The following is an 18,958-nucleotide window of genomic DNA, read 5'->3' on the forward strand; positions in this document are numbered from 1 at the left end:
CAGAAAATAGTGTGATGTGCGGGTGATCAGACGTGCCCGGCGATGAACTCGCTGGTGATTTCGGTCTGGTAGTGCTGCGTGATGAGGACCGGCTGATCCACAATCTTCAGCTTCCCGTTCGGCCCGTCGACCTCGACCAGGAGCGCGTTCTTGTAGTACTCCATGTTCTGGAACAGGCCGGCTCCCATGAACTGTTCATAACAGTTGAGCATGATGTCGTTGCCGAGCTGGGCCGTCATGATCTTCTGGCCCGGAATCGGCTCAGTGACGTATTCGGCCAGCTTGTACCCGCGATACTTCGTCTGGAATTCCGAGACGATGAACCACCGGTAATACGACAGCGTCTTCACCCAGTTCAGATTGCGCCAGGAAGCATCAGCGGCCCCAGTCGGGTGCGTGGTGTAGTTCGTCACCATGCGCAGGATGTTGGCAGTGCCGTCTTCCATGGTTTCGAGCACGGAGCCGCCAGCCACGAGCATGTTGTTGCGCTGCTCGACTTCCCAGTCGTCCTCCAGGCGTGCCGCGACATACCCGCTGAGTTTCACGCCCGTCCACGGCTGAGCGGGATCGATCGCCGCCTGGCTTTCGATCGCGGCCGCAGCGGCTGCCGCCGTCTCCCACGTATTCGTCAGATCACGCGTGACGCAGATGGTGTGCACCTGCGGACTATTGCGGGGGCCCAGCCAGCCGACGACCTCACCTTCGGTGCCGCGCATCACCGTCACGGCCTGGCCGTCCTTCATGTTGTCGAAGTTCCAGCGCCGCTCCAGCTCGGTTTCCAACACCCCCATGTTCGGGCTGTCGGTGTACGGCATCGCGTATTCGGTCGGCCAGAAGCCCTGGATTGCGGACACCACCGGCGTGACGTCGGGATTGACTGCGCCGCCAGCCATCGGCGAGACGGTCAAAGTCACACCCTGAGGAAGACGGTCGTCCGCGTAATACGTGCCACGCAGATCAATGCCGTTACCGGTCGCGCCTTTCCAGCGGCAGGTCAGCTTCACTTCGCCGTCCGTTGCACCTGCCGCAGCGATCACGGGCAGGCTGGGAACGGCGTTGATAGCGTTGACCAGCTTTGTCGCCGCCGTGATCGCCGTGTCGTTGATCGCCACACCGATGCGCACACGCACGCCGCCGATGTACAGCGGCAATTCGCCCGCAGCGTGTTGCGCACTGACTTGCACGGTCACTTTCCCGGTCGATGCGATCGCAGTTTCGTCGTCCGCCAGGATCACGAGATCGATCGGCATGCCCAGGTCCGCATTCGCCTTGCCCTTGCGCCACATCGCGAGCAGCATCGAGCCTTCGCCGAGCAGGCCCACGGCCTCGGCCTCGCTGGTTACGCGTTGGCGCTTCGTGATGTCGACGCCGACGGGCGGACTCGCCTGACCGATGAGCAGCAGGCTTCGCGGCATGCCGCGAAGTCCACGGATCGCCTTGGATGCATCGAATTTGTGTGCCACGAACGGCACCAGAAAGTTCAAGGAAAGCAGGTTCGGCAACATGTCGAAGGCCTCATTAAAGTTCGTTGAAAGTGCGTTTCAGCCGACGGGAAAGATCACTCGTCGGGCTGGCGGATCAGGTCGCTGTCCTGGAGCAAGCGAAGGATGCGGAGATTGACGGTCGCAGGGGACGCCTCGGTCTCGCTGTAGCGGCCGCCGAATTCACGATTGATGACGAAACGGTCTGCGGCTGCCACGACACGGATCATTTGCCCCATCCGCGGTGCGGGCAAACGCACCTGCGTGACGGGAGACTCGGTCACGTCGTATTCCGTAGCGATTTGCGTCGGTGCGGTGGAGACGCTGCCGCCGGTCTTAGCTTTCGTTGCCATTCGTCACTCCTTTGATTTCATGTTCCACAGTCAAATCAGGCATCTCGCGAGGTGGATCCTGTACCGACACCGTCGGCTCGCTCGTGATACCAACCGCGCCCATGGCAGGGATCTCGTCAGGGGACGGCGTGCCGTTAAACTCGGCCTCCTGCCACCAGGCAACCATCCAGAGCGCCAGACCCTTGGTGTCGAGCTTGCGGTTGTAAAGGTTCTCCGCCATCAAGCCGTCAGGACGACCGACGCACGGTGGCTGCGACCATGCCTGAAGCACGCGCGACACCATTTCCGCGCGCACCATTGCCTCGCGCATGCGCTCGGCTCGCTCGCTATGCTTTGTCACGATGAACACAGCGAAGCGGGCTTCCCAGACAAATTTCCCGCCGACATACGATCCCTTCGCTGCTTTGCGCCATCCCAGGCAGGTCGTGAACGCAGCAGGAGACACGAACGACTTTGCGCCGATCTCTTCGTCGCCGAAATCACCGCCGTAATCTTCGATGGTCTTGAACATCGATCCCATACGGGCGCGGATCTCAGCTTTCACGCTGTCCAGAATTTCTACGGACTTGAGCGGGTGTGACATCACATCATCCTTATTGCGTCGAGCAGCATGTTGCCGATCACGGTCGAGTTTTCATCATTCACACCCAACACCGGCCGCGCCTCGATGCGCACGGCGTGCCCGCGTCCGGTTTCCCCGCCGAAATGGTGTATCCGGGCGTAGACGAGGTTGCTACCGATCTCGACGCCGCCACTCACCAGCCGATAAACGTAGCTGCTGTACAGTCGGCGCGTGTTCATGAGCGTCTGGCCACCGCGCGCCAGGGCTGCGCGCGACTGCGGCATCGCCGATCCATCCCAGAGCTGCTGCTGGTCAAAACGATCCTGGATCTGCCCGAGCATGTATTCGCCGATGTCTTGGCGCACACGCTCAAACGTTGCTCCCCCGATTGCTGCGAGGTGCTTGCGGATCTGGCCATCGTCAAACGACCATTGGACCGATGCGCCATTCATCGCCCGTAGTTCCCCCAGTCATAGCCGCTGTCGACCTTGCCCCAAAGCACACGTCGACCGCTTGCTACTGGCGGCGGCAGCAGCCGCACGCGCCCGGTTGAGACATCCCGCAGCCAGTCGTACCAAGACTTGCAACGCTTTTCCTGCAGGTCGGTCGCGTTGTCGGGATCGTCCTGCAGGGAACACCGAGTGAGCGCCAGGCAGCATGTCTTCAGCGGCGTTTGATCGATATCCGCTTGAAGAAGCGGCAAACGAACGTTCGCGCGCAAGTAACCGTCCATGAACCGGCTGGTCTGATCCAGCATGGCGCTCAGCCTGGCCATCGCGCGATCGCAGGCGGCGCGCTCGTCAGCCGAACGTTCCGGCGTGTACTCGTCGGCGATGCCTTCGCGCAACAGCTCCGGCGTCAGGAGATCATCGCCTTCATCACGCAACAGTTGGCAGGTTTCCTCAAGTCCGAACTCCTGCACATACTCGGCCAGCGTCGCGTATGCGGTCATTGCCGGCCCTTCGCTGCGGTGCCGCGCTTCGGGGCGTTTTTCGACGCTGCGACTTTTGCGGCCGGCTTCTTCACAGGGCTGCGCGTCGGCTGGTCGTTTGTTGCCTGCGCCGTACTGTCGGGCGCTTTGGCGGCTTGCGAGCCGCTTTCAACCCCAGCCGACGTACCCTTCGGGGCAGTGTCCAGCGCTGCATCGGGATTTGCACCGGCTTTCGACTGTGCACCATCGGTCGGGCGCTGTTGTGCGACGGCGTCGCCCACTTCACGCAGCACGCCGCCGGCCACCAGGTCGGCGACGTGATCGGGCTCAGCGTGAACACGCGCACCAACGGGATGCGAACGACGCTCCAGGCGAATCGGCTGCACCACCTCATACGTTTTCTTCTCGCTCATGATCTCTCCTGCCGTTGCCGGCCGGCGCTGCACTCCACACCGGCCGGGGTCGCTGGCACGCTCGCGGGTTGTTATGCCGGCGTGATGACGTCCTTGAGGAAGAAGCCGAGCTGCGGTGCGCAGACGACTTCCTTGACCGATTCGCCGACGCGCACGCGAACGCCGCCACGCAGGCCGATCTTCGAGTCCGATTCGGCACCAGCGATGCGCGAGCCGTATTCAGCGGTGAAGCCGAACGTGACGTTCGCACCGTCGACAACGCCGGCGATCTTGGCGGCAGCGGTGTCCTGATACAGCAACGACATGCCACCGCTCCAGGCCGGTGCAATCTTGGCCTGTTGACCAGGCTTCGAGAGGTTCACACGAGCACGGCCGACCAGGATCTGGTCGATTTCGAGCAGCTCGGCCACTTGCTCACGCGTCGCTGCGCCCTTGTCGCCCGCGTTGCCGTGCACAGCCTTGGCGATGACCGGATGGGTGCGCAATGCACGCCATTCGGACTGACCAAGCACCGCGACGTTGGGGCGCATGATCGGGCGATCCAGCACATCGAGCAGGTATTCGAGCGGGTCGCTGTTCGCGTTGTCGAAGCGATCCGTCGCGGCGACGTTCTCCGAGTTGCCGTTGTACGTCGCAGCGTTGAACACCTGGCGGGCGACACGGATCTCGCGCCCCAGGAGGATCAGGCCGGACAGCATCTCGGTCGTCAGCGCCTGCAAATTGGTGTTATCCGGCGCGTTGTCGATATCGGTCTGAGGCAGCGGGTGATCCAGACCGTGGTCCTCGGTCTCCGAGGTCTTGCGCTCGCCGTTGAACTCGACTTCGTTGACTTGCGAGCGACGACCGACCTTCGTGTCCGGCACGGTGAACTGCTGCTCGGGCGGGTAGTACTGGTACGCAAAAGTCGGCTTGCCCAGCGGCGACGTGCGCGGCAGGACCAGGTCGGCGATCATCGCCTGGTTGCGCACGATCACCGCAATGGCGGTCAACTGCGGATCGATCGGAAACGGACTGGCCATGGAGTGCTCCTAGACTTTGAGTGAACTGTGATGTGTGTACTAAAGGCGAAACGATGCGATTAGCGGCCGATGAACACCGAGCCGATATCCCCCGCGACGCCGCTGATCATCGCTTCGCCGACGGAAGCGTCGCCTGCGGCAGCGGTCACTGCTCGCCCCTGGGCGTCGGCCTTTACGCGGTCACCGCGCGCGACAGCACCGCCGTACACGACCGGCGTCGGACCGAGCAGCACGGCGTCGGCGCGCTCTCCGATTCCGGCTCCCACGTCCGTGGACGCGCCCAGCAGCTTTTCGCCAACTGTGCCGGCTGCTGCTTTGATCTGGTCGTCGGCGTCGCCATACGCGACAAGCTGGTGCGAGACGATCGCGGTGGCCGCAACGTAGTTCGCGACCAAGATTCGTTTGTTGGTGAGCATTTCGATCCTCTATTGGATATGTGGGAATGCGTGAGCGTGAGCGCGTGAGTCGCGACTGGTTTAGCTGGCTGCCGAGCCAGTGGAGACTTTCAAAACAGCGTCGGCATACGACACCGTGAGGCCCTTGTCTTGCTGGCTCTTCATGAACTCCTTGGCCTTCTCCGCAAGCGCTGCCGCGTCGTTGACATCGGTCGGCGTGCCACCGTCTGCGTGCTGGCCGAGCTTGATGACCGGGGCACGAGCCGACATGAACTCTGCGAACCATTGCGCGGGCGTCTTCGAGACCGTGCCGTTGTTCGCCGAAAACTCGAACGATTGGCCAGCAGTCTCGATCTGTGCCATGAATTCGGCCAGGCCCGCCTGCTCGGCTGGCAGGACGCGGCCTTCACCGAGCCAGCCGGCAATCTGCGTCTGGATACGCTCGGTGCGGCGCTCACCCTCAACGCGCGCCGTGCGGGCATCCGCGTCGTTCACGCGCTGGCTGAATTCGGCGGTCGCCGTCTCGCGGCCTTGGGTCATGCCTTCCTGGCGCGCACGGTCCAGGTCTTCCTTCGTGAAGTTCACGTCATTACCTCCGGGGTGGGAAAAAGCGGAAATGGCGGACGCCGCGTCAACATCGTTCGCCGCACGCGCTGCCTCTTCGATGGATTCGACCTGGTAGTTCGGAAGCACGGAATCAGCCACCTCCATGCCCTGGGAGCCGATGATCCACTCACGGATGCCGCGAAACAGCCGTGCGGCCGAATTGAGGCCCCAGCCGAGCTGCGCAACGCCAGGAGCGGCAAACTCGAAGCATTCATGGCCGTCCGCGAATTCGACCGGGCGCAGTCCGTCGATGGCGGGCGGCGTCGCTCCGAGCCAGCCGACATGACGCACCCGCCAGCCGTGCTGCGGATCTTTGAACACCGATACGGAGCGATTGCGGTACGCCCCCGACTCGACGCCGGCGGCAAACTGCGGGTTGATGTCGGCGAAGCGGGCGAGCAGCGTGTCGCCGTCACGCTTGATGCTGCTGGTCCAGGCGTAGGCCGGATCGTTATGTTTCGGATGACCGAGCACAGCCGGGGCGGCACCCAACGCATGGTTCGCGACCATCTGATCCAGATCCGCACGCGAAAAAGTGATGTGCTGGCCTTTGGCGTCGGTATGACTGCCGGCCCGAAACACCTCGATCCAGTTGGCGAGGCCCTTAGCTTGAGGAAGAGTGGTCTTGTCCATGCCTCGCAGTGTGCGTGGCTCGGACTAGGAAAAATTGGTGAACCATTTCACAAGCAAACGGTTCGTTGGGAGGTTGGGGAGTAGGCGTGCTGAGAGGGCCTACAAGCCGCTGGCGGGGTTAGATGACCGAAGGGTCGTCCCGGAGGGTAGCAGCGGTTTTGAAATACGGTTTGAAGGTTTTTGAATGGGGTTCCCTTTGACAGCGAACCTCACTCAAACAAATCGCCGCTCGATGGTTCAGCGGGGCGCTCTCCGAGAATCTGGAAAACGCGGCGCATCGTGTATCCGGTGCGGATGGCGATTTGATCGACGGTCAGTCGCTCGAAGTAGCGAAGATGACGCACGATTTGGTGGCGCTGTTGGCGCGTGATTGCGTCTTTCTTCGGTAGCATGACCGTCTCGCCACCGAAGCGATCGACCAGGGCCACGAAGGCGACCGGGCCAATATGATCGACCAGCATATGCTGCGGATCGACCCGCTTGGGCACCGAGAGATACGCGCCACCGCGCCAGTCGATCAGTGCGAATGCAGCGGCCTCACCGATACAGTCGATGAGCTCGCGCAGCAGCTCGGGCAACGCAGCGCGATTGATGATGGCCCCCGTGCTCATAGCGTCAGGTCGACGTCTGGATCTACCCGAAGCAGCCACTTCTTGGCCGATTCGATCAGATGCTGCAGTTCCTCGCTTCGCGCAAAGCGAAGCGCGTCGAGTCCGGGAATACGGCGCGTGGCCCAGGCTTCCATCGCGTCCTCCGTCTTGACCTGGACCGCTCCGCGCTCAGCGAGCATTCCCCACAAGACACGCAGCTTGCGCAATTGCGGCTCATTCCAGGATTGAGGCTTGCCTGCATCGAGCAGCTTATGCAGGCGTCCGTGTGCCTGGCGTCGTTGCCGCTCCGTCAACGCGGTGGCTGACCGCACGCCGAACTGGGCGAACAACCAATCCTTGTATTGGTCCTCGGTCATGCCCGCCTTCATGGCTTTCAGGCGGACCATCTGTGTGTCGCGTTTTGCCGGATCCTGAGACAGTGCCATGTCAACCTCCTTGGGCAGTAACAAGGGCGCTTTCGAGCTGCGCCCGGAATTCGACGGCACGCGCCAGGACTGAAGGCATGTCGTTCCCATGCTTGCGAACGTGTTGGACCGCATTGAGGAACGCAGCCGTCTTCGTGCCGCCTTCGCCAAAACACGCACCCGACAGAAGGTGCGTTACGGTCCAGCCTTGAAACTCCCCCAAGGCACTATGGCGTGCATGGATGCCGAACGACGCATTGGTGTACGGCAGTCGAATGCATTCACCACAGACGGTAGTCAGCCGTTCCCCGGCGACGACTTCATAGAAGATTTTCACGTCGGCCATGGCAGCAGCTCACGCAGCGCGTGCGGCACGTTCCCGCACGTCAACATCAGCGCTATCGAAGTCGAAAACGTCGTAATGCAACACTCGCAGGCCGGTCGATCCATCCACTGCGGGGTAGCCCTCGACACATCCTCGATTGAAGCTGTCGGACGGCGAGATGGACGTGATCGCCTCGACCAGAAACGCGACAGCAAAGTTGCGAAGAAACGCGTGCAGCGGCCCATACTCTGCGAGTTTTTCGGCCCCATCACCCCAAAACATCACAAACTCAGTGAGCACTTCAGGCGTCAGGATGTCGTGATCCACTTCCACGTCGATCTCGGCACCGAACTCATGCTCCAAGGTATATTTCTTGATAGTCGGCATTGGTTTTCTCAAGTGTGGCTGCTCGTCAGTACCCGGCCACCGCGCCGGATAGACGCCCGCTTGCGCGGGCGTTTCGCATCAGTTCACAGCGTCTTTCAACGTCTTGCCGGCTTTGAACTTCACTGCGTTGCTCGCGGCAATCTCGATTGCCTCACCGGTCGCCGGGTTGCGGCCGGTGCGCGCTTCACGCTGCGAGACGCCGAAGGTGCCGAAGCCCGACAGAGAAACGTCACCGTCTTCCTGCAGGCCGATACGGATGGCGTCGAGCACCGCATCGACGGATTGCGCGGCTTGCGCCTTGGTTTGCTCGGCATTCTTGGCGACGGCTTCGATCAGTTGCGACTTGTTCATGAGGTAGTTCTCCAGTTGGATTGAGTTGCCACGAAACGCTCGCGGCGGGCGTTACTGCAATCGAACGTAAGACGGCGTGTGAACCCAGCCGATGAGGTTGCCGGTGAACGGCAAGCCGTACTGTCCTGCGATGTAGGCGACCATGTCGCGCCATCCATCGAATCCGTCCGCACGGGCCAGCGCCTCGACCTGCGCTTCTTCCAGCAAGCGATCGCCGACGAACACCTGCGGCAAGCGGTCGGCGAGCGGTGGCAGGATCTGGATCTCAGACACGTACTCGCAGACCTCTTGGGCGATCATCCGGGCGCGCGGCGATCGCAGCGCGACGTACATGCGCAGCACGTCGCCTGGCTCCGGATCCCGTCCGTCGACCCGCTTAGCGCGAATGGTGTGAGGCTTGTGGCCGCTGACGATCAGCGGCTCGAAGTGCGATTGAAAATTGAGCAGGTGCATGTCCAGGGCCTCACAGCGAAGCGAAGTCAAGACTGATTGCCGTGTACTGCTCGCTGCCCTCCAGGCGCTCGTAGAAGCGCATATACGTTTTTGTACCGACGACCTGGACCGACTCGCCGATGGCCAACATTGCGCGCTGCCACTTCTCGTCATCGATCTCCAGGCGACGCAGCGCAAGCACGCGACCCACGTTGATCTTGCCTTCCTTGTCCGTCTCGAATGCTTGCTGGACGAGCACTTGAATCTTCGGATCGCTGCCTCGCGCCCACTCAGTGATGCACTCATCGATGAGCACCTTGGCGGCCTGCAGGCGCTCATCGAACGACATGTTCTCTGCGCGTTGGATGACGACCTTGAGCGAGCCATCAAAGGAGTGCAGCGTTACGTTGCCCTTCGCGCCGCCCAGCTTCACGTCGTACTTGTCGGCAGAGAGGGAGATAAAGGCGTTGGCATCGCCAAACAGACGTTGCTTGAGGCCGCTCAAACTCTCCTGTGCAGCCTTCGCGGCGTCGATCATCTCTCGCACCAGGCCGTCGCGCTCCAGATCGATATCGCGGATCGTCGCCTCGGGCACCAGGTGGCCCACGGCGTTCTTGCGGTAGCCAGTCGGAATAACTTCTTTGGTCTGCTTGGTCATGATGGGTCCCTCGGTTTTAACTTCAGCTGTTCACGGATGTGCTGTGGCATCTTGGATTTGGGCAGTGAGGCGTCCAGTCGGATCGGACCTCCGGCCGGACCTGTTGGCGCGCGACGTTCTTCGACAGACCCTGCACCAGCGACGCCGCGCAGTTGAGCTTCGCGCGCTTCCTCCGCCCGCCCGGCCGCGCGGATGATCTGACTGGCCATCACGGAGCGAAGCCAACCATGCGACTTGAGCGGAAGATCCAGTTTTCCCTGGTGTGCCTGGTCGACCGCATATGCCATCGCAGACGACCAATTGGCGAGCGGCGCGGCGTACGTGGTTCCGTTCCAGGTCAACTGCGCGGCGCGCATTTCCGGCTCCAGTTCACGGATCAACGTCACCATGCGCCCCCAAGACATATGCGACTTATGCGGCGCGAACAGGCTCAGATAACGTAGGAGCGGCTTGATAAAGGCATCGCCGGCGGGGTGAATGTCGGTCAACGCCAGCACGATGTCGCGCATGCTGTCGTCAGCGAGCACGACGTCCAAGCTCATGCGCACGCGGCAGTTCGGGCAGGAGATTTCAGGAAGCGGCATCGCAGTCTCCCGAGCGATCGCGCAATGTCTCCTGCAAGCGGCGTTGAAGTGCTCGTCGTTGGTTCTTGCAGCGCCGCTCGATCAGCGCGAAATTAGCTTGGGCATTCAAATACTCGCGGTGCAGCCACGCAAGTTCCCGAATCGCTCGGCGCTCGTCGCGTTCCAACGCTCGCAGTTGGCAATGCACGCGCACGCGCTGAGCAGTAAGGCGTGCCTCCGCAGCTACTCGCTGCAGGCCAGCAAGTACTTCCGTCAGCACGGGGCCACGCTTCCATCGGTTTGGCCGGTTCATGCCTTCGCCTCCTGTTCTGCTGACGGAGGCGTCGTAAGCCACGCGGTAATCGCTGCGGCCTGCGGCGTTGCCCCATTGGCCAGTGCTTCGAGCATCGGCAACGCGAAGCGTCCCGTGACGCTGATACGCGTGCGGCCAGGCTTCTGAGTGATGGTGATGCATGAGCGAGTTTTCTTCTGCATGGCTGCCTCACGCGGTACGTTGATCGCCGAGCAGTAGCGCGTCGCGAGCGACGGCATGGACCAGCTCAGCGGACAGTTCGTGGTTCTTCTTCAGGCCGTAATCGCGCAGTGCCGGAATGAAGTTTTCGATGAGCATGCGGGCGGAACCTCGGCAGTAATGCCAAAGGGCCTCCAGTACCTCGGCAGACAGTTCGCCCTGGTCGTCCAACGCGGCCTGCGCCAAGGCGTCGGCGTCGTCGCGGGAAATGCCGCGAACGTTCTGCGGCCAGAAGCCGACACGCGAGCGGATCTGGTCGAACTGGCCGTAGCTGGGCTTGATGAGTTGGAGTAAGCGATCTGTGCCGACAAGGACGATGCCAATACCTGCCTTGTCGCGGATCCGACGTAGGTAATGCAGGCAGTTCGGCATCATGGTTTCTGCTTCGTCCACGATGATCAGATACGTCGAGCTCGAGAGTGCTTCAGCGATGGTGGCGAACTTCCCGTCGAGCGTGCGCGCCATCGGTGCGGACAGACTGGCGCGCAGCTCATCGAGCATCACGGCAGGCGACATGTTGGGGTTGGCCTCAATGATGATCGTGTGACTGTTCTGCTCTTTGTACTGGCGAACAGCGTCCGTCTTACCGACACCGACGAAGCCGGTGAGCACGCCGAAGTTGCGATACTTGCGAGCGCGATCGCACACCACGGTCGCCAGTTGCGACACGCTGGTTTGGACGTGTGGCATGGCGGCAATCGTCGCGCGACCGGCAATCGTCTCCAGGGCATCGGCCATCATCCGCAGCCACTTCGACGGATCGGAGGCATAGTTGCCATTGAGCACGGTCGACAGCGTGGTGACATTGACGCGCGACAGTCGCGCGAGCCATGCACGCGTCTTGCCAATGTCGGCCAGTTGCTTCGAGATTGCGAGCGCTTCGGCGCGGTTCTTCTCGCTGTAGTGCTCGGTCCATTCGGTCGGCACCGGCAGCGACGCTTCGTTTTGGCTCTTGGAAGTCATGGACACTCCTTAGTTGTTATCGAGCAAATCGATCACGATCCCCTTGCCAGGGCGCTCCAGATCGATGACAGGTTGAACTTGTAGATCGGGCAGTTGCGCCAGTTGGTCCTGGACGGTCACGCTGTCCAACGACCTGGCGCGGGCTTCGTCGGCCTTGCGCTCCAGGCGTTTGATCTGGCCTTGCAGACGCTTCTCCCGTTGCTCATCGATGCGTGACTGCGGCACGACGCCGATAGTGCGAACGATGGACGCCTGGCAGACGAATCGGTCCTTGGCGTCGTAGAGCCAGACGGTCTTGTCGTCGTGCAGGTCGTACTCGATCGTGAGTGGCTTGCCGTCGTACAGCGCCAGCTCGGCGGCGTAGTACTGGCGCTTATGCAGCTCCACCATCTGACGACGCACGGTGCGCTTCTCGCGTGGTCGGACAATGGCTTCGGCAGACAACACAACCGGATTGCGATCAAGCGATGCCCATACCTGGGCGGGCGTGCGGCCCTCCAGCACGTCCATGGGCGTGTGGTTGTACTCGTGAATGAAGTTGGCGAGGCTTGCCATGTACTCGGCCAAAGACGCCAACTGGCGCTTGCCCGAGCGCACTTGTACGGACAAGCGGCGGTTCACTTCCTCGGCCATGTCGTCGCCGCAGTAAAGCTGGCCACCGGCAAAGAACTTGTCGTGATGGTCACGCACCGTGCGGAACCACCGCTCAATCCAGCCTTTCCCATGCGGGTTGCCGGGCAACGCGCCGATGACGTCCATCTCGAATCGCGCATAAAAGCCGGTCGACTCGTCGTTGAGCATCTTGGCTCGGTAGCCTGCACCACGGTCCAGGTAGAGGAAGAGCGGCAGGTGATCGTGGGTTTGCATCGCGTGAGACAGCGCGAATACCGTCGACAACGCCGACTCCGACTCGGACAGATACCAGCCAGGCACGTACCGCGAACGAATGTCGATGAACGCGGTAAGTTCGGGACGGAAAAGCCCGCCGGTATTCGGATGCGCGACATAGCAGTCGCAGGTGTGGCCGTCGCCTGCGTAGATGTCGCCGACCTTGATCTGCTCCAAGGTGCGGGGCTGGTACTTCTGGTGACGCAACTTGTGCAGGTGCTTGCCAACGCGGGCGGGGCTGTTCTCGCCCAATGTCGCCGGCAAGGACTTCAGATAGGTCTTCACGCGTGATTCCGTCGCGGTATCGAACCCTTCCTTGCGCAGCTTCAGCGCGACCGCCGAATAGCTCGGCTTGCTGGGGAGATTGAACAGCGCGGTGGCGCGCAACTCCCAGCCATATTCCTTGCGGACGCGGCCGGTGTGATGGGACAGCAGACCGACCTTGCCCTGACGACGGAACGCTGAAAGCCAGCGCTTGAGCGTGGACAGAGACGGCACCTCACCCAAGTGGGCGAGCAGCTGTTTCTGGACAGCGGACTCTGCATCGCGCAGACGCTCGCAAAGCAACGCCGCAACATTGTTGACGCTGGCGCCGGACTGGATCAATTGAACGCCTGGGCCGATCAACTGATATCGCAGCTCAGCCGTCTGCCGCTGCGCTTCGGTGGCGACCAGCCAAGGGTCGCTATTCAGCGCAGCCGGTACTTGGCTGGTCATGGTGTCGGATTTGATGAGTACGGAGCGCATATCGCACCTTGATGGGCGGTAGTCGATCTGATCGGGGGATTACTTCTTCGGAGCGGTGCGTGGTCGACCAGCCTTGCGCGGGCGGTCCATTTCACGCTCCCACTCGCGAGCCTTGGCTTCGTGGTCGTGCTCTTGGATCAACGCGCGGTATTCAAGCGCGCACCGCGTCGCTTCCTCCGGCGAAAACGTATCGAGCACCGATGATTCACCGCCCACGCGAGGGCCGAAGCTCTTACGAAGGTCCGCGAGCTGCCCGCCGATGACGGCATGCAGGGAGGCGAGTGAGCCATACAGATGACGCACGACGGGCACGTTCCACTCGGAGTCGTCGGGGAGGCCGTTCACAAAGAATTCCCGCCCGAGTCGACCAACATCCTCGACCGCCATGAGCGCCTTCTTGTGAAGTGCGGCGCACTCCAGCCGGATGTCCTGCACGACCGCCGGCACGTCACCACCAGTGCGCACCCGGCCTTCGCGCAACACCCGCAGATCCTCTTGCAAGCGGTCGCGCTCGCGCTCCAGCGTCTCGTTACGCGTGGAAAGGTCCGTGCGCTTTGCGTTGGCATCGCGCAGTGCGATACGAAGGTCGCGCACCGACAGCGCCGTTAGCTCGTCAAACTTGGCGTCGTCTTCAAATAGATCCTGAAGAACTTCAGGGTCCGCCTTGGCGAGCTCAAGAACTTTCGTCTTGGGCATTTCGATAACGCGATCACGATCTTGCGGCGACAGCGATGCCGCGAATCGGGCGTAGGTCATAGCTTCACTGGCACGCTGACTGGGCATTCCGTGATCGGCGATCAATGCCTCGAATTCACCATGGCCACATTCGGCACGTACGCTCAGAAGGATCAACCCCGCCTCAATGACGAGTCGGAGTGCTGAGTTTGTTTTTGCCACGGCACTGCTTATGCGGGCTTCGGCACCACCAGACACGGAGACTCCCAGCACGTCCGCCAGCGTCTGTTCTGCGTCGCCAAATCCCCGAACGTTCGGGGATTTGACTTCCACCACGGCAGCGTGGCCTGCTGCCGAATCAATTTTGCCCGCATGTTTGGCCGGCACGATGCTCTTTACCCGGCTCATGCGTCCTCCCCGATGGCGCGTTTCATACCCAACGCGACCGCGATGTCGTGTCCTTTTCCGTAGTTGCCACGTTGCACACCACGAATTACCCGCGACACGAGGATGTACGAAAAACCGTTCTCGTCCGCCCATTGGCGGATCGTCTTGCCTTCAGAGCGCAACTTGCGCTTGACTTGCTCACCTGTCATATTGAACCCCATTCATACGTCGATAGAAGTACAACTGACACCCATTATAGGAACATTTGGTGCTATGTCAACACTAATTGGTGCTCATGAAAGGCTTCGTGAAGAGCGAATTCGCCTTGGATACAACCAAACGGACTTTGCGTCATTGGCCGGAACCACCCAACGTTCACAAACTGTGTACGAAACGGGTAAGCGCTCGCCGGACCTCAATTACCTAGTCGCAATCGCTTCGGCAGGCGTCGACATTCAGTACATAACGACGGGAAGGCGAACTGTTGAAAACAGTGTTCCGATCGATGCGATGGAGAACGCCATTTCTACGGCGTTTGAGATGATCAAGTCCTCCGGAGTGGAGGTGACATCGAGCCAATTTGTACAAATGGTAAAAACGTTGATGCCGCAGACGATTAAGGCGTTGCCGTTGCCGCCGGAAGAGGTGTCCTCTGTACGCGAACCGACCGGCCGTGGAAACATGATCGCCACTGGCACTGGAATTACTCAGGTAGGAGGCCGAATTTCTATTTCTCGTGGCGGTAAAATGAACACCAAATGATGTACAAAATATGAATCGTATTTGCTATAGGGGAACACCGACGGATGACCAGAGCATCAGAAAACGACACCCCATTGATGACCGCGATGGGCAGCAACATCATTCAAGTCTCGGGCGACTTGTCTGTTACAAACATAGTTGTTCAGCAGGCGAAAGCGAAAAGCCCTTCGATCGGAAAGTTGTCGCGCCAGGAGCGTGGCCAACTGTCTGCATGGGCCGAAGAAGTGGTGACGGCTGAACAAGGTTCGGTATCGAGCAAGATCGTTCGCGGCGCATTGAACGCATACCTCGGCGTGCAAAGCGTCGAAGGAATCACACCCGACATGATCCAGAAAGCGTCCATCTTCCTTAACGGATGGCGGAACTGCGCTCAGGGTCGAGAGCTGTCGAATGACGCCATGGTCGCCCAGATTCTGAGAATGTGGGGCATCGTGCCGCACATCAAAATGCCGACGATCGAATTTGCGCGAACGAACTTCAATAGCGAGTTGCTACGCGATATGACGATGTGGGAGTTGCGTGCCACGCTCGCATTCACTATGACTAGATGGGGTAGCTACTGGGAGGCTAGAGGTGTTTAACCACATGAGGACGTTTTGGTGCTGTATCGCACTGCTGGCCGTCACCGGCTGTGATACTTCGCACACTGTCGTCGGAAACAACGCCGATGAAATTAGGTTTTACCGGGAGCATCGCGAACACGCTCAGCGCTATCGTGATGCTGTCGTAAACTCAATGAATCAGTCGACTGCACTCATGGTCAAGATGGTTTCTGCGCCCGAGAGTTTCAGCGCAGGCGATGCAGCCACACTCAAGGTTGCGCTGGAGAATGTCCGTCTAGCGAGCGAAACGGTTGAGATGTTCGGCAAGCCAATGTCGGAACCATTGGGCACCTGCGGCATGCTTGGCTCCGCCGCGCTTTCGGCCATAGACGAGACGATCCGCAGTGCCTCCGAACCGGAGCTTACGACTGCGGCCGAAAAGAAAATTAAGGCCTATCAAATCACCATTGGGGACTGCGATAGGCAACTGAAGTCCGAACCTCAGGCGCAAGTTTTCATTCAAACACGAGCAGGTGATGCGGCTCCCAAAGAGAGCTGTGAGCCTGAGCTCTTGAAACAAGTCGCTGAGGGGAAGGCGCTTTGGCGCTGCCGCGAAGTGAGCAGCACCACCAGTTGAGCTTGAATGCGTTTGGTGAAACGTTTCATAAAGCCCTAGCCCCCCGCAATCCGTAACCTGAGGCCTCAGGTTACGGGTGCCACCTTCACGAGTGCACCCCGAGTCATGGAGTGCTCTACGTGAAACTGTCCCGCCTCAAAACCCCGCGCCTCACCGTTTGGCTGCTTGCCAGCATCGTGCTGGCCGTTCTGGCCTACGTCACTCGTCAGTCCGATCCACTGCTTTCGATCACGTTCTACAAGGCGCATCTCATGTCGCTCGGCGGCTGGGGAGGCTACTGGCTTGATCGCCTGATCTTTCCCTATGCCCGTCCGCATGAGTTCGTGGACGACTGCGATGTCGACGGAAAACAATGCGTCGATGGATTCCAGGCGGCATCGTTGCGTCGCGCGATCATCGTCGCAGCCAGCCTGATTTGCGTGGGCCTAGCGGCATGATTTTCGATCTCATCATGCGCGCGTGGCGCGAAGACGCCTTGCGAGCTTTTCTCGCACTGCTCGCGACTCTCGCTGCACTCGTCCTCATTCTCGCGATCACGGTAGCAGGCTTGGTGGCTTCGACGCCCGCGCATGCACAGGTGCCTCAGGATGCCACTCGCTATCGCCTCGATCTTCGCCGCCAGGCGCAACTCGTCTGGGGCATCGACGCACCTGTTTCCACGTTTGCAGCTCAAATTCATCAAGAAAGTCGATGGCGCGCTAACGCAAAGAGCCCGGTCGGTGCGGAAGGTCTGGCCCAGTTCATGCCGTCGACTGCGAGCTGGATCAGCGGTGCATACGCAGGCCTGCGCGAGAACGATCCATTCAATCCCACCTGGGCGCTACGTGCGCTCGTCACTTACGACAAACACCTTTATGACCGCGTGAAGGCCGCAAACCACTGTGAGCGCATGGCGTTCGCACTGAGTGGCTACAACGGCGGTCTGGGCTGGGTATACAAGCGGCAAAAGCTGTCCGGATTTCCCGAGTACTGCCTAGCGAAAACGTGCGACATCAATCCCGGGATCACACCAGGCAATCAGCGTGAAAACGCTGATTACCCGCGCCGGATCTTGCTGCAGCACGAACCGCTTTATGTGCGTGCCGGCTGGGGCTCGGGGAGTTGCACGAAATGAATGTCGAGCTTCCTGACGTCAAGCCTTTCGTTCGCGTGATCCTCATTGTCCTCGCAGTACTCGCACCAATCGCGACGCACCTCGCGGCCTATCTGGTCGGTCGCGCTGACGGGAAGAGTATTGCGGCGGATGACCGACTGGCCGACGCGCAACGCGCTTACCAGGCCGACCGAAACCGGGTCGAGGGTGACATCGAGCGAGGGCAGAAAGCCGGCGTACGTGCGGACAAGAGCGCGCAACGCGTCGACAGCTACTACAAGAAACTCGAAGAGGAAGCCCGCCATGACGCGATTGCTCCTATGGACGATTACGTGTTGCCTGATGAGCGCCTGCAGCGTTGGCGTGCCGCCAATGCCGGACCCTTTGCGAGTGCCCCCACCACCGAATCTGACGCGAGCGCCCGAGCCGCTGCCGCAGCCCCTGAGCGGCCAGGTGAAGGATCTGGAGGCCAATCACCGTGATGTCGCGCAGTTGTACTACCGCCTTGCCGCACGGTTCTGTGGAGTGTTGCAAGCGATCGACGCAATGCCGGCGGAATGCGAGCCGTATCTACTGAAGGACGACGACAACAATGAATGAACGTCAGTTTGAGCTGGCGCAGCAGTTAGAGCAGGCGCAGCGAGACGATGCGATCGCGCTCGCACGCGCCCAATGCCGGGGATCCGGCACTTCGGAATGTGTCGATTGCGGCGTACCGATCCCCGCCGAGCGACGCGCATGCGTGCCATATGCCACGCGTTGCACGGAATGTCAGGGACGATTTGAAGTGCGGAGAACGGGGAATCCACGATGAGCCTTAGCGACACCAACGACAAAGTGCTTCTGGCACTGGGCCAAATCCAGGGCGAACTGAGCGGGATTCGCGCCATGGTGCAAAACGGCCAGGCAGCGACGAATCAGCGCATTGACGACCTGAAAGGGGCTGTTACCGACCGCATGGACGGACTCGAAAATCGAGTCAGCAAGCTCGAAGGTGATCACGGGAAGCTGGTCGTGAAGACGGCAGGCATGGGCAGCATCGCGGGCGTAGCGATGGTCGCATTGGGCGAGATCGTGCGGCAATTCGTCTCCAAGGGCTAACGCATGGCTCACGACCCGAAGACTCGCAATCAACTTCGCGCGAAATACCTGCAGGGCATGCCCCTCACGACGGCTGCCGACGTGTGCAAGGTGTCGTATCAAACTGCACGGAACTGGAAGCGAGCGGCAAAAGAAGCGGGCGACGATTGGGATATCGCGCGCTCGGCCCAGCGCATGTCTCGCGGCAACATCGAGAACATGACGAGCCAAGTGGTCGAAGAGATGTCGGTGCAGTTCCTTGCAACCCTAGAAGAGCTGAAGAACAACGCCAAGTTGCAGCCGCTCCAGAAGGCCGACATTCTCGCTCGCTTGTCGGATAGTTTTATCAAGACTGTCAACGCGGCTGGTCGCTCCAACCCGAAGCTGGCCACGCTATCGGTCTGCATGGACGTGCTGCGCGACTTTGCCTCGTTTGTGCAGGCGAAGTACCCGAAAGAACACGCCCGATTCATCGCATACCTGGAAGAGTTTGGCCAGGAAGTCGCGAAGAAGTACTCCTGATAGAAG

The 18,958-nt window shown here is 60.6% G+C and carries 33 protein-coding genes and 1 other RNA gene; 9 read left to right on the forward strand and 25 right to left on the reverse strand.

The window, feature by feature from the left end:
• Positions 1–26: 26 nt before the first annotated feature.
• From PIN31009_RS24705 to PIN31009_RS24820, 24 genes are all read right to left on the reverse strand, one after another.
• Positions 27–1,505 (reverse strand): phage tail sheath subtilisin-like domain-containing protein, encoded by a 1,479-nt coding sequence (locus PIN31009_RS24705; protein WP_150791851.1) that lies wholly within the window; start codon positions 1,503–1,505, stop codon positions 27–29.
• A gap of 53 nt (positions 1,506–1,558) precedes the next feature.
• On the reverse strand, positions 1,559–1,834 hold the full coding sequence (locus tag PIN31009_RS24710; RefSeq protein ID WP_150791852.1) for a hypothetical protein: 276 nt from the start codon (positions 1,832–1,834) through the stop codon (positions 1,559–1,561).
• Complete coding sequence (locus PIN31009_RS24715) at positions 1,818–2,417, reverse strand: phage protein Gp37 (protein ID WP_150791853.1); 600 nt, start codon at positions 2,415–2,417, stop codon at positions 1,818–1,820. The genes PIN31009_RS24710 and PIN31009_RS24715 overlap by 17 nt, the downstream gene beginning before the upstream one ends.
• A complete protein-coding gene (locus PIN31009_RS24720) occupies positions 2,417–2,848 on the reverse strand; it encodes a phage virion morphogenesis protein (RefSeq protein WP_150791854.1) in 432 nt (143 codons plus the stop codon). Before PIN31009_RS24720 ends, PIN31009_RS24715 begins: the two co-directional genes overlap by 1 nt.
• Positions 2,845–3,348, reverse strand: coding sequence for a phage protein Gp36 family protein (locus PIN31009_RS24725; RefSeq protein WP_150791855.1), 504 nt, complete (start codon positions 3,346–3,348; stop codon positions 2,845–2,847). The genes PIN31009_RS24720 and PIN31009_RS24725 overlap by 4 nt, the downstream gene beginning before the upstream one ends.
• Positions 3,345–3,740 carry a hypothetical protein gene (locus tag PIN31009_RS24730; RefSeq protein ID WP_150791856.1) on the reverse strand — a complete coding sequence of 132 codons (396 nt, stop codon included), beginning with the start codon at positions 3,738–3,740 and terminating at the stop codon, positions 3,345–3,347. The genes PIN31009_RS24725 and PIN31009_RS24730 overlap by 4 nt, the downstream gene beginning before the upstream one ends.
• 71 nt (positions 3,741–3,811) lie before the next feature.
• A complete protein-coding gene (locus tag PIN31009_RS24735) occupies positions 3,812–4,759 on the reverse strand; it encodes a phage capsid protein (protein WP_150791857.1) in 948 nt (315 codons plus the stop codon).
• 59 nt (positions 4,760–4,818) lie between these two features.
• Positions 4,819–5,175 (reverse strand): DUF2190 family protein, encoded by a 357-nt coding sequence (locus PIN31009_RS24740; protein WP_150791858.1) that lies wholly within the window; start codon positions 5,173–5,175, stop codon positions 4,819–4,821.
• Positions 5,176–5,235: 60 nt separating this feature from the next.
• Positions 5,236–6,393, reverse strand: a complete 1,158-nt coding sequence (locus PIN31009_RS24745; RefSeq protein WP_150791859.1) for a hypothetical protein — start codon at positions 6,391–6,393, stop codon at positions 5,236–5,238.
• A gap of 209 nt (positions 6,394–6,602) precedes the next feature.
• The gene (locus PIN31009_RS24750) at positions 6,603–6,971 is read right to left on the reverse strand and encodes a hypothetical protein (RefSeq protein WP_246184402.1); all 369 of its coding nucleotides are present in this window, start codon (positions 6,969–6,971) and stop codon (positions 6,603–6,605) included.
• Between the two features lie 29 nt (positions 6,972–7,000).
• On the reverse strand, positions 7,001–7,429 hold the full coding sequence (locus tag PIN31009_RS24755; RefSeq protein WP_150791861.1) for a regulatory protein GemA: 429 nt from the start codon (positions 7,427–7,429) through the stop codon (positions 7,001–7,003).
• Position 7,430: 1 nt separating this feature from the next.
• A complete protein-coding gene (locus tag PIN31009_RS24760) occupies positions 7,431–7,754 on the reverse strand; it encodes a hypothetical protein (protein ID WP_150791862.1) in 324 nt (107 codons plus the stop codon).
• A gap of 9 nt (positions 7,755–7,763) precedes the next feature.
• Positions 7,764–8,120 (reverse strand): DUF2528 family protein, encoded by a 357-nt coding sequence (locus tag PIN31009_RS24765; protein ID WP_150791863.1) that lies wholly within the window; start codon positions 8,118–8,120, stop codon positions 7,764–7,766.
• A gap of 12 nt (positions 8,121–8,132) precedes the next feature.
• An RNA gene (locus tag PIN31009_RS24770) (hammerhead ribozyme type II) lies at positions 8,133–8,199 on the reverse strand.
• Positions 8,199–8,471, reverse strand: coding sequence for an HU family DNA-binding protein (locus PIN31009_RS24775; protein ID WP_150791864.1), 273 nt, complete (start codon positions 8,469–8,471; stop codon positions 8,199–8,201). The genes PIN31009_RS24770 and PIN31009_RS24775 overlap by 1 nt, the downstream gene beginning before the upstream one ends.
• Positions 8,472–8,522: 51 nt before the next feature.
• A complete protein-coding gene (locus tag PIN31009_RS24780; RefSeq protein WP_150791865.1) occupies positions 8,523–8,924 on the reverse strand; it encodes an ASCH domain-containing protein in 402 nt (133 codons plus the stop codon).
• A gap of 10 nt (positions 8,925–8,934) precedes the next feature.
• Entirely contained in the window at positions 8,935–9,561 is a 627-nt protein-coding gene (locus tag PIN31009_RS24785) for a DUF3164 family protein (protein WP_150662829.1), read from the reverse strand.
• Positions 9,558–10,145 (reverse strand): hypothetical protein, encoded by a 588-nt coding sequence (locus PIN31009_RS24790; protein ID WP_150791866.1) that lies wholly within the window; start codon positions 10,143–10,145, stop codon positions 9,558–9,560. Before PIN31009_RS24790 ends, PIN31009_RS24785 begins: the two co-directional genes overlap by 4 nt.
• Positions 10,132–10,437: a hypothetical protein gene (locus PIN31009_RS24795; protein WP_150791867.1), complete on the reverse strand. Its 306-nt coding sequence runs from the start codon at positions 10,435–10,437 to the stop codon at positions 10,132–10,134. Before PIN31009_RS24795 ends, PIN31009_RS24790 begins: the two co-directional genes overlap by 14 nt.
• The gene (locus PIN31009_RS24800; RefSeq protein WP_150791868.1) at positions 10,434–10,619 is read right to left on the reverse strand and encodes a hypothetical protein; all 186 of its coding nucleotides are present in this window, start codon (positions 10,617–10,619) and stop codon (positions 10,434–10,436) included. Before PIN31009_RS24800 ends, PIN31009_RS24795 begins: the two co-directional genes overlap by 4 nt.
• A 7-nt stretch (positions 10,620–10,626) precedes the next feature.
• On the reverse strand, positions 10,627–11,619 hold the full coding sequence (locus PIN31009_RS24805) for an AAA family ATPase (RefSeq protein WP_150791869.1): 993 nt from the start codon (positions 11,617–11,619) through the stop codon (positions 10,627–10,629).
• A 9-nt stretch (positions 11,620–11,628) separates the two neighbouring features.
• The gene (locus PIN31009_RS24810) at positions 11,629–13,254 is read right to left on the reverse strand and encodes a Mu transposase C-terminal domain-containing protein (RefSeq protein ID WP_150791870.1); all 1,626 of its coding nucleotides are present in this window, start codon (positions 13,252–13,254) and stop codon (positions 11,629–11,631) included.
• A 39-nt stretch (positions 13,255–13,293) separates the two neighbouring features.
• Entirely contained in the window at positions 13,294–14,337 is a 1,044-nt protein-coding gene (locus tag PIN31009_RS28250; RefSeq protein ID WP_246185842.1) for a hypothetical protein, read from the reverse strand.
• Positions 14,334–14,525: a DNA-binding protein gene (locus PIN31009_RS24820; RefSeq protein WP_150791903.1), complete on the reverse strand. Its 192-nt coding sequence runs from the start codon at positions 14,523–14,525 to the stop codon at positions 14,334–14,336. Before PIN31009_RS24820 ends, PIN31009_RS28250 begins: the two co-directional genes overlap by 4 nt.
• Positions 14,526–14,589: 64 nt before the next feature.
• Between PIN31009_RS24820 and PIN31009_RS24825 the strand changes: the two genes are divergently transcribed.
• The 5 genes from PIN31009_RS24825 (at position 14,590) to PIN31009_RS24845 (ending at position 17,371) form a co-directional block, all read left to right on the forward strand.
• Entirely contained in the window at positions 14,590–15,078 is a 489-nt protein-coding gene (locus PIN31009_RS24825; protein WP_150791871.1) for a helix-turn-helix domain-containing protein, read from the forward strand.
• Between the two features lie 77 nt (positions 15,079–15,155).
• Positions 15,156–15,659 (forward strand): hypothetical protein, encoded by a 504-nt coding sequence (locus tag PIN31009_RS24830; protein WP_246185843.1) that lies wholly within the window; start codon positions 15,156–15,158, stop codon positions 15,657–15,659.
• Positions 15,652–16,257, forward strand: a complete 606-nt coding sequence (locus PIN31009_RS24835; protein ID WP_246185844.1) for a hypothetical protein — start codon at positions 15,652–15,654, stop codon at positions 16,255–16,257. The genes PIN31009_RS24830 and PIN31009_RS24835 overlap by 8 nt, the downstream gene beginning before the upstream one ends.
• 119 nt (positions 16,258–16,376) lie before the next feature.
• Positions 16,377–16,694: a putative holin gene (locus PIN31009_RS24840; protein WP_150791873.1), complete on the forward strand. Its 318-nt coding sequence runs from the start codon at positions 16,377–16,379 to the stop codon at positions 16,692–16,694.
• Entirely contained in the window at positions 16,691–17,371 is a 681-nt protein-coding gene (locus PIN31009_RS24845) for a transglycosylase SLT domain-containing protein (protein ID WP_150791874.1), read from the forward strand. The genes PIN31009_RS24840 and PIN31009_RS24845 overlap by 4 nt, the downstream gene beginning before the upstream one ends.
• On the opposite strand, the gene PIN31009_RS27990 is transcribed toward PIN31009_RS24845, so the two are convergent.
• Positions 17,329–17,655: a hypothetical protein gene (locus tag PIN31009_RS27990; RefSeq protein ID WP_174997380.1), complete on the reverse strand. Its 327-nt coding sequence runs from the start codon at positions 17,653–17,655 to the stop codon at positions 17,329–17,331. The two genes, PIN31009_RS24845 and PIN31009_RS27990, sit on opposite strands and share 43 nt — an antisense overlap.
• Here PIN31009_RS27990 and PIN31009_RS27995 point away from each other — a divergent pair.
• Genes PIN31009_RS27995 through PIN31009_RS24865 form a run of 4 tightly spaced genes read left to right on the forward strand, consistent with a single transcriptional unit; the run spans position 17,654 to position 18,952 of the window.
• Positions 17,654–17,950, forward strand: a complete 297-nt coding sequence (locus tag PIN31009_RS27995; protein ID WP_174997368.1) for a hypothetical protein — start codon at positions 17,654–17,656, stop codon at positions 17,948–17,950. The genes PIN31009_RS27990 and PIN31009_RS27995 overlap by 2 nt on opposite strands.
• A complete protein-coding gene (locus PIN31009_RS24855; protein ID WP_150791876.1) occupies positions 17,943–18,164 on the forward strand; it encodes a TraR/DksA C4-type zinc finger protein in 222 nt (73 codons plus the stop codon). Before PIN31009_RS27995 ends, PIN31009_RS24855 begins: the two co-directional genes overlap by 8 nt.
• Positions 18,161–18,451, forward strand: coding sequence for a hypothetical protein (locus tag PIN31009_RS24860; protein WP_150791877.1), 291 nt, complete (start codon positions 18,161–18,163; stop codon positions 18,449–18,451). Before PIN31009_RS24855 ends, PIN31009_RS24860 begins: the two co-directional genes overlap by 4 nt.
• A gap of 3 nt (positions 18,452–18,454) precedes the next feature.
• On the forward strand, positions 18,455–18,952 hold the full coding sequence (locus PIN31009_RS24865) for a DUF1804 family protein (RefSeq protein WP_150791878.1): 498 nt from the start codon (positions 18,455–18,457) through the stop codon (positions 18,950–18,952).
• Positions 18,953–18,958 lie beyond the last annotated feature (6 nt).

Source organism: Pandoraea iniqua, assembly GCF_902459685.1.
Classification (GTDB): Bacteria; Pseudomonadota; Gammaproteobacteria; order Burkholderiales; family Burkholderiaceae; genus Pandoraea; species Pandoraea iniqua.